The organism is Photorhabdus caribbeanensis (genome assembly GCF_018448885.1).
In the GTDB taxonomy this organism is placed as follows: Bacteria; Pseudomonadota; Gammaproteobacteria; order Enterobacterales; family Enterobacteriaceae; genus Photorhabdus; species Photorhabdus caribbeanensis.
Genome location: NZ_RCWB01000007.1, coordinates 162,714 through 170,186, shown reverse-complemented (window position 1 = coordinate 170,186; position 7,473 = coordinate 162,714). Strand labels below are relative to the sequence as shown.

Sequence of the window (7,473 nt, the reverse complement as noted above, 5' to 3'; positions counted from 1 at the left end):
GCAAAGCTTGCCTTGCTATTCCGGTGACAAGTGAAAAATATCGCAAGGTGAGTCGCTGGAGCGCCATCACGATTAACTATCAGCGATTTATTGCGAAAACTAAATATAACCCGCTCACACAAATGATCCAGGAATTTCAGTGCCTGAAAGTGACGTTTGATGGCTGGCGGCCAGCGTATTGCTTGTTTCTGGAAGCCAAGGCTCGGTATGACCAGTTTTTTAATAGTGAAGGAAATCCTAAAAATTGGTGGCAGGGAATTTATTCCGCTAAAGGCCAAGCACGCAGACATCAAGTAGTCTGTGATGCATTGGAAAATACTCCCCATGTGGAATGGCATTTTTTACAACCTGTCAGTTCTAGCTATTTTAAGATATTGTTCGGTGAATATAAAAATATCAGTGTTCACTATACCCCTTGCGATAGTTTAGTTTAACACGAGGTTAACATGGCAATAATTCATATAAAATTTAATGTACGTTATGAGCAACAAGAAAACATTACTCCTAATATCGCATTGATAGATTTGTTTCATATTACTCGACAAATAGATATCTTTTTGGGACAGAAAAAAAACTGGTTCTTAAAGGGATATTCCCGTAAAGATGCCTTGAAACATATTGTATTTGATGAGCAGGGGCCAACTGAAGTTGCCATAAGAAGTTTTGAAAAAGATTATAGGAAAAATTTTCCTGCTCTTATTACTGGTATATGGGATGGTGAAAAGGATGAATTGGATAGCGGAATTGATTACTTTAAATCATCAACTTTTCGTCCCAATTGGGTTTGGTTAGTATTAAATTTAACGACTGATACTAGTCAGCTTAGTCTATCCCGATTAATTGATTTAGTTAAATACTTAGCGACCAGTCGTGATTTTCCTTATATTCAAGTAGAAACCAATGGCTATACCTTAAAAGGTAAACAAGTTTTCCCTGATCGCTTAAGTGTTGGCTGGATGCTTTACCAACCCCGCATTATTGATAAGTCTTACCTGCCTATGGCGGAAGATATGCTCCCTGTGTATCAAAATAATGAACAGGTCGGCACTCTGATGATTACCAAAAAAGGTATTTTTGATGGAAAAAATCAGGATGATATTGATAAATCTAATGATGTTGAAATTCAGCTGGTGAATCTGGGATTACTGCCATTAATTACCGAAGTTTAATGGAGGATGATATTTTTTACCAATTGAAAAACGATGGAGAACTTTCATGTCAAAAGCGGTTATTCTGTTAGGTGATATGACAGATCGTGGCAGTAAGGTTATTACCGTTATTGATGAATATACTCAAAATGGTGTACCTATTTATGGCAAAAAATAAGATAATCAGGAGACGTTAATATGCCAATACCCTTATTAGCCCCTGTCGCTGTGGGTGCGGCTGAATATGTCGCCAGCGCCTGTGCCGGGGTATTAATTGCAGTCGGTATCATGGAAGCGGGTAAAGATAAATCCGTAATAGACGATGACAGTATTCAACATAAGAAAACGGATTTTGTAATCAGCCCTGACATCACGGATGAAGATCGAAATATTGTCTGGAGTGCTGAGGTCTATGCGGATTTTTGGGAGGACGATGATTTAGGGGAAGAATCAATTGATACCAGTGCTGTTCAGGCTAAAGCACAGTCTAAGACGGAAGAGTGTGAAAAAACGGAAACTAAAAAAGAGTGTCAGGCTTGTCTTGCTATTCCGGTGACGAGTGAAAAGTATCGTAAAGTTAGCCGCTGGAGCGCCATCACGATTAACTATCAGCGATTTATTGCTAAAACTAAATATGACCCGACCACACAAATGATTCAGGAGTTTCAGTGCCTGAAAGTCACCTTTGATGGTTGGCGGCCAGCGTATTGCTTATTTCTAGAGGCCAAAGCGCGGTATGACCAGTTTTTTGATAGCGATGGTAAACCCAAAAGGTGGTGGAAAGGCCGTATATCAGGGAAAAACCAAGCAGATAGGCAACAAGCTGTATGTGATGCATTAGATGAAACGCCTCATGTGGAGTGGCATTTTTTACAGCCTGTCAGCTATGGATATTTTAAAACGTTATTTATTGAACATAAAAATATCAGTGTTTATTATACTCCTTGCAAAGATTTAATTTAATTCGAGGTCAACGATGGCAATAATTAATTTGGAAATCAATGTGCGTTATGAACAACAGGAAACTATTACCTTAAATATGGTGTTAATGGATTTATTTCATATTACACGGCAGATTGATATTTTTTTCGGGCAGAAAAAGACGTGGCACTTAACAGGTTACTCTAGAAAACAGGCTCTACAACATATTGTGTTTGATGAACAGGGACCAACTGAAGTTGCTATCAAAGACTTTGAAAAAGAATATAAGAAAAGTTTTCCTTTTTTCAATAATGCTATATGGGATGGTGAAAATGATGAATTATCTAGTAGCATTGATTATTATAAATCGAAGCCAAACCATCCTAACAAGGTTTGGTTAATATTAAACTTAAGAATTGACAGTACCAAACTTGATACTTCCCGATTAATTGATTTAGTTAAATATTTAGCGACTAGTCGTGATTTTCCGTATATTCAAGTAGAAACCAACGGCTATATCTTAAAAGGCAAACAAGTTTTCCCTGATCGCTTAAGTGTTGGTTGGATGCTTTGCCAGCCCCGCATTATTGATAAGTCTTACCTGCCTATGGCGGAGGATGTGCTTCCTGTGTATCAAAATAATGAACAGGTCGGCACGCTGATTATTACCAAAAAAGGCATTTTTGATGGAAGAAATCAGGATGATATTGATAAATCCAATGATGTTGAAATTCAGCTGGTGAATCTGGGATTACTGCCATTAATTACCGAAGTTTAATGGGAGTGATGTTATTTACCAATCGAAAAACGATGGAGAACTTTCATGTCAAAAGTGGTTATTCTGTTAGGTGATACGATAGATCATGGCGGTAAGGTTATTAGCGCTATTGATGAATAGACTTACAATAGTGTGTCTATTATGGCAAAAAATAAGATAATCAGGAGACGTTAATATGCCAATACCCTTATTAGCCCCTGTTGTAGTGGGTGCGGCTGAATATGTCGCCAGCGCCTGTGCCGGGGTATTAATTGCAGTCGGTATCATGGAGGTGGGTAAAGATAAATCCGTAATAGACGATGACAACATTCAACATAAGAAAACGGATTTTGTAATCAGCCCTGACATCACGGATGAAGATCGAAATATTGTCTGGAGTGCTGAGGTCTATGCGGATTTTTGGGAGGACGATGATTTAGGGGAAGAATCAATTGATACCAGTGCTGTTCAGGCTAAAGCACAGTCTAAGACGGAAGAGTGTGAAAAAACGGAAACTAAAAAAGAGTGTCAGGCTTGTCTTGCTATTCCGGTGACGAGTGAAAAGTATCGTAAAGTTAGCCGCTGGAGCGCCATCACGATTAACTATCAGCGATTTATTGCTAAAACTAAATATGACCCGACCACACAAATGATTCAGGAGTTTCAGTGCCTGAAAGTGACGTTTGATGGCTGGCGACCAGCGTATTGCCTGTTTCTGGAGGCTAAAGCGCGGTATGACCAGTTTTTTGATAGTGATAGTAAACCTAAAAGGTGGTGGAAAGGTCAGATTTCTGCGCGAAATCAGGCAAAAAGACATCAAGTAGTCTGTGATGTACTGGAGGGAACTCCTTATGTGGAATGGCATTTTTTACAGCCTGTCAGCTATGGGTATTTTAAAATACTATTTATTGAACATAAAAATATCAATGTTTATTATACTCCTTGTAAAGATTTAACTTAATTTGAGGTCAACGATGGCAATAATTAATTTGGAAATCAATGCACGTTATGAACAACAGGAAACTATTACCTTAAATACGGTGTTAATGGATTTATTTTACATTACAAGGCAGATTGATATTTTTTTCGGGCAGAAAAAGACCTGGTATTTAACTGGATATTCTAGAAAACAGGCTTTACAACATATTGTGTTTGATGAGCAAGGACCAACTGAAGTTGCGATTAGAGACTTTGAAAAAGAGTATAGGAAAAATTTTCCTTCACTTATCAATGGAATGTGGGATGGACAAAAAGATGAATTATCTTGTGGCATTATTTATGATAAATCAAAATCTGGGCATCCTAACTGGGTTAAGTTAGAACTCAATTTAAAAATTGACAGTAGCCAACTGAATGCATCCCGATTAATTGATTTAGTTAAATACTTAGCGACCAGCCGTGATTTTCCTTATATTCAGGTGGAAACTAACGGCTATACCTTAAAAGGCAGGCAGGTTTTTCCTGATCGCCTTAGTGTCGGCTGGATGCTTTACCAGCCCCGTATTATTGATAAGTTCTATCTGCCTATGGCGGAAGATGTGCTGCCTGTGTACCAAAATAATGAACAGATCGGCACTCTGATTATCACCAAGAAAGGGATTTTTGATGGAAGAAATCAGGAGGATATTGATAAATCCAATGATATTGAAATTCAGTTGGTGAACCTGGGATTACTGCCATTAATTACCGAAGTTTAATGAGGGATGATGTTATTTCCAATTGAAAAACGATGGAGAACTTTAATGTCAAAGGCGGTTATTCTGCTGGGTGATATGACAGATCATGGCGGTAAGATTATTACCGCTATTGATAAATATACTCACAATGGTGTTCCTATTATTGCAAAAAATGAGATAAACAGGAGACGTTAATATGCCAATACCCTTATTAGCTCCGGTCGCAGTGGGTGCGGCTGAATATGTCGCCAGCGCCTGTGCCGGAGTATTAATTGCGGTTGGGTTGATGGAAGCCAGTAAAGATAAATCCATTATAGAGGATGACGACATTCACCATAAGAAAACGGATTTTGTGATAAGCCCTGAAATCACAGATGAAGATCGAAATATCGTCTGGAGCGCCGAAGCCCATGCGGATTTTTGGGAGGACGATGATTTAGGGGATGAATCTGTTGATACCAGTGCAGTTCAAACTAAAGCCCAGTCTGAAACGGAAGAGTGTGAAAAAACGGAAACTGAAAAAGTGTGCAAAGCTTGCCTTGCTATTCCGGTGACAAGTGAAAAATATCGCAAGGTGAGTCGCTGGAGCGCCATCACGATTAACTATCAGCGATTTATTGCTAAAACTAAATATAACTCGCTCACACAAATGATCCAGGAATTTCAATGCCTGAAAGTGACGTTTGATGGCTGGCGGCCAGCATATTGCCTGTTTCTGGAGGCTAAAGCGCGGTATGACCAGTTTTTTAAGGATAGTAAACCTAAAAGATGGTGGACTGGCAGTTATTCGGCTAGGAATCAAGCAGAAAGGCATCAAACGGTTTGTGACGCACTAGAAGGAACACCTCACGTGGAATGGCACTTTTTACAGCCCATCAGTTATGGATATTTTAAAGTACTGTTTAGTAAATATAAAAATATTAGTGCCCATTATACTCCCTGCAAAAGTTTAGTTTAATCCGAGGTCAATATGGCGATAATCCGTTTAGAAATCAATGTATATTATCAACAGCAGGAAACCATTACCGCGAATATGGCATTAATGGACTTGTTTAATATCACACGACAAATTGATATCTTTTTTGGGCAGAAAAAGGCTTGGTATTTAACTGGTTACTCTAGAAAACAGGCTCTGCAACATGTCGTGTTTGATGAGCAGGGGCCAACTGAAGCGGCTATAAAAAGTTTCGAAAAAGATTATAAGAAAAACTTTCCAGCACTTATTACTGGAATATGGGATGGTGAAAAGGATGAATTATCTAGCGGCATAGATTATAGCAAAATGCCAAGTGTTCATCCTAACTGGGTTTGGCTGCAATTGAATCTAAATATTGACAGTCATCAGCTTGATGTATTGCGGTTAATTAATCTGGTTAGCTATTTTGCCTTGAGCCGTAATTTACCTAATATTCAGGTAGAGTCGAATGAATATACCTTAAAAGGCAAACAGGTTTTCCCTGATCGTCTCAGTGTTGGTTGGATGCTTTACCTGCCTCGTATTATTGATAAATCCTATCTGCCTATGGCGGAAGATGTGCTTCCTGTGTATCAAAATAATGAACAGGTAGGCACTCTGATTATTACCAAAAAAGGCATTTTTGATGGAAGAAATCAGGATGATATTGATAAATCCAATGATGTTGAAATACAGTTGGTGAACCTGGGATTACTGCCATTAATTACAGAAATTTAATGGAAGGTGATGTTATTTACCAATCGGAAAACGATGGAGAACTTTAATGTCAAAGGCGGTTATTCTGCTGGGTGATACGACAGATCATGGCGGTAAGGTGATTACCGCTATTGATGAATATACTCACAATGGTGTTCCTAATTATTGCAAAAAATGAGATAAACAGGAGGCGTTAATATGCCAATACCCTTATTAGCTCCGGTCGTAGTGGGTGCGGCTGAATATGTCGCCAGCGCCTGTGCCGGAGTATTAATTGCGGTTGGGTTGATGGAAGCCGGTAAAGATAAATCCGTTATAGAGGATGACGACATTCACCATAAGAAAACGGATTTTGTGATAAGCCCTGAAATCACAGATGAAGATCGAAATATCGTCTGGAGCGCCGAAGCCCATGCGGATTTTTGGGAGGACGATGATTTAGGGGATGAATCTGTTGATACCAGTGCAGTTCAAACTAAAGCCCAGTCTGAAACGGAAGAGTGTGAAAAAACGGAAACTGAAAAAGTGTGCAAAGCTTGCCTTGCTATTCCGGTGACAAGTGAAAAATATCGCAAGGTGAGTCGCTGGAGCGCCATCACGATTAACTATCAGCGATTTATTGCGAAAACTAAATATAACCCGCTCACACAAATGATTCAGAAATTTCAGTGCCTGAAAGTGACGTTTGATGGCTGGCGACCAGCGTATTGCTTATTTCTGGAAGCCAAAGCGCGGTATGACCAGTTTTTTAATAGTGAAGGGAAACCCAAAAGTTGGTGGAAAGGTGATGAATCAGGCAAAAAACAGGCTGAAAGGCATCAAAAAGTCTGTGATGTTCTAGAAGGCACACCTTATGTAGAATGGCATTTTTTACAACCAATCAGTTATGCTTATTTTAAGGTACAGTTTAGAGAGTATAAAAATATCAGAGTTCATTATACCCCCTACGACAGTTTATTTTAATCTGAGGTCAACATGACAATAGTTCGTATAGAAATAAATGTACGTTATGAACAGCAAAAAACTATTACTGCTAATACGGCATTGATGGATTTGTTTCATATCACACAGCAAATCGATATATTTTTCGGGAAGAAAAAAACATGGTTTTTAAAAGGATGTTCCCGAAAAGAGGCATTAAAACATATTGTGTTTGATGAACAAGGGCCTACAGACGAAGCAGTAAGTTATTTTGAAAAATCTTATAAAAAAGACTTTCCTTCACTTATTGAAGGTATATGGGATGGTGAAAAGGATGAGTTATCTAGTAGTGTTAGTTATAATAAATTGTCAACAAAA

12 protein-coding genes and 1 pseudogene are annotated in these 7,473 nt (G+C 38.6%); all 13 read left to right on the top strand.

Annotation, left to right across the window (positions count from 1 at the left end; genetic code table 11):
• A partial coding sequence (locus tag EAE90_RS07435; RefSeq protein WP_246550462.1) for a Tox-REase-5 domain-containing protein occupies positions 1–434 on the top strand: 434 nt, incomplete at its 5' end.
• A gap of 12 nt (positions 435–446) precedes the next feature.
• A complete protein-coding gene (locus EAE90_RS07430; protein ID WP_214052965.1) occupies positions 447–1,169 on the top strand; it encodes an Imm52 family immunity protein in 723 nt (240 codons plus the stop codon).
• Positions 1,170–1,215: 46 nt separating this feature from the next.
• Positions 1,216–1,326: a PAAR domain-containing protein gene (locus EAE90_RS24900; RefSeq protein ID WP_479687642.1), complete on the top strand. Its 111-nt coding sequence runs from the start codon at positions 1,216–1,218 to the stop codon at positions 1,324–1,326.
• A 20-nt stretch (positions 1,327–1,346) separates the two neighbouring features.
• Entirely contained in the window at positions 1,347–2,111 is a 765-nt protein-coding gene (locus tag EAE90_RS07425; RefSeq protein ID WP_214052964.1) for a restriction endonuclease fold toxin 5 domain-containing protein, read from the top strand.
• A 13-nt stretch (positions 2,112–2,124) separates the two neighbouring features.
• The gene (locus EAE90_RS07420; RefSeq protein WP_214052963.1) at positions 2,125–2,847 is read left to right on the top strand and encodes an Imm52 family immunity protein; all 723 of its coding nucleotides are present in this window, start codon (positions 2,125–2,127) and stop codon (positions 2,845–2,847) included.
• A gap of 175 nt (positions 2,848–3,022) precedes the next feature.
• Complete coding sequence (locus EAE90_RS07415) at positions 3,023–3,787, top strand: Tox-REase-5 domain-containing protein (protein WP_214052962.1); 765 nt, start codon at positions 3,023–3,025, stop codon at positions 3,785–3,787.
• Between the two features lie 13 nt (positions 3,788–3,800).
• On the top strand, positions 3,801–4,523 hold the full coding sequence (locus EAE90_RS07410) for an Imm52 family immunity protein (protein WP_036777741.1): 723 nt from the start codon (positions 3,801–3,803) through the stop codon (positions 4,521–4,523).
• 45 nt (positions 4,524–4,568) lie between these two features.
• Positions 4,569–4,697, top strand: a complete 129-nt coding sequence (locus EAE90_RS24230) for a PAAR domain-containing protein (protein WP_281422321.1) — start codon at positions 4,569–4,571, stop codon at positions 4,695–4,697.
• Between the two features lies 1 nt (position 4,698).
• Positions 4,699–5,460: a restriction endonuclease fold toxin 5 domain-containing protein gene (locus EAE90_RS07405; RefSeq protein WP_214052961.1), complete on the top strand. Its 762-nt coding sequence runs from the start codon at positions 4,699–4,701 to the stop codon at positions 5,458–5,460.
• Positions 5,461–5,472: 12 nt separating this feature from the next.
• Positions 5,473–6,195: an Imm52 family immunity protein gene (locus tag EAE90_RS07400; RefSeq protein ID WP_214052960.1), complete on the top strand. Its 723-nt coding sequence runs from the start codon at positions 5,473–5,475 to the stop codon at positions 6,193–6,195.
• A 46-nt stretch (positions 6,196–6,241) separates the two neighbouring features.
• On the top strand, positions 6,242–6,352 hold the full coding sequence (locus tag EAE90_RS24895) for a PAAR domain-containing protein (RefSeq protein WP_479687641.1): 111 nt from the start codon (positions 6,242–6,244) through the stop codon (positions 6,350–6,352).
• Between the two features lie 20 nt (positions 6,353–6,372).
• The gene (locus tag EAE90_RS07395) at positions 6,373–7,137 is read left to right on the top strand and encodes a restriction endonuclease fold toxin 5 domain-containing protein (protein ID WP_214052958.1); all 765 of its coding nucleotides are present in this window, start codon (positions 6,373–6,375) and stop codon (positions 7,135–7,137) included.
• A gap of 12 nt (positions 7,138–7,149) precedes the next feature.
• Positions 7,150–7,473, top strand: a pseudogene (locus EAE90_RS07390) (hypothetical protein); the annotation flags it as partial.